1 protein-coding gene and 1 pseudogene are annotated in these 1,341 nt (G+C 70.8%); both read left to right on the forward strand.

The window, feature by feature from the left end; genetic code table 11:
- A pseudogene (locus tag AB0M20_RS43875) lies at positions 1-360 on the forward strand (chemotaxis protein); the annotation flags it as partial.
- A 161-nt stretch (positions 361-521) separates the two neighbouring features.
- On the forward strand, positions 522-1,341 hold an 820-nt coding region (locus AB0M20_RS43880), incomplete at its 3' end, for a hypothetical protein (RefSeq protein WP_364307458.1).

Consider the following 1,341-nt stretch of genomic DNA (forward strand, 5'->3'; position numbering starts at 1 on the left):
CTCGCGCAGGAGACCGCGAAGGCGACCGAGGACATCTCCCGCCGGGTGCAGGCCATCCAGGTGGACACCGAGGGGGCGGTCGGCGCCATCGGTGAAATCTCCGCGATCATCGAGCGGATCAACGGCATCCAGCTGACCATCGCCTCGGCCGTCGAGGAACAGACGGCCACCACCCAGGAGATGAACCGCACGATCTCCGGCGCGGCCGCCGGCGCCGGCGACATCGCGAGCACCATCAACGGGGTCTCCGAGGCCGCTCAGCGCACCACCGGCACGGTCGGCGAGACCCGCCGGGCCGCTGACGAGCTCGCCACCACCGCGGCGCAACTGCAGACGCTGGTCACCCGGTTCCGCTATTGACGGCGGCGATCTGCGCGACGGTGTCGGGTAAGCGACAGCCTCGATATTTCTCAATAGATCTTCATCCCGGCTTGCCCGCCCCGACGTACCTCTGCCCGGGGTGGATGGCGGTCGCTGTTCCGTCCTGATCACCGAACGGGGGGCGGCGGCGGATGCGTCCGATGAGTTCCGTGACGGAAGACGTCGCGGCACTGGTGTTTCCCGTCGCCACGGTGCATCAGGAAGCGGAGATCGACGTCGGCGTGCTGACGGTGCTTCCCGGGCTGCTCGAGGTGCCGGACACCGTTCTGGTGGTGTGTGGCAGACCGGGAGTCGACACCTCGCCGATCGTCCGCGACCTGCTGGGCGGCATGCCGCTGAGCTACCTTCGGGCGCCGGCCCGGTTCCACTTCGCGGCCACGCCCGGGCCGGCCGACGATCTGCGCCTGCCCGGCGCGTCGTCCACCGTGGCCGACATCGGTCTGCCGCATCCGCGGCTGCGCGACGGGCTGATCGTCATCAACCTCCCGAGCGTGGAGGTGGCGTCCGCCGATACCCGCGCGATTCTCGACCAAGCCGACGTCGTGCTCGTGGTGGTGCCCGCGGAAGCGACCTTGACGGCCGCCGATGCCCAGCTCATGCAGTGGGTGGCCGAGCGAGTGGCCGAGCCGCCGATCGTCGTGGTCGGCACCCGGCGGCGCGTGAGCGCATCGGTGACGGCAGCGATCCGCGAGCAGGCCGCGGCTCTCGCCGGGCCGGCGTCGCGGTCGCTCGTGCTCGACGGCGCCGGACCCGTGGAACAGGTCATCAGCGATGTGGCCGAGCGTCGCCGCTCCACCCGGTTCGCCACCGGGCTGGCATCGGCGATGAGCTTGACCCACGTCACCGGCGCCGCGTTGGTCGCCACGGTGAACGCCTTCGAGCTGCAGCGCAAGCGGGCCCACGACCGGATCACCGCCCTGAGCGCAAGCGTCGAGGAAGGCGAGCGGACCGTTGTCGAGG

The organism is Actinoplanes sp. NPDC051633 (genome assembly GCF_040681735.1).
Lineage (GTDB): Bacteria > Actinomycetota > Actinomycetes > Mycobacteriales > Micromonosporaceae > Actinoplanes.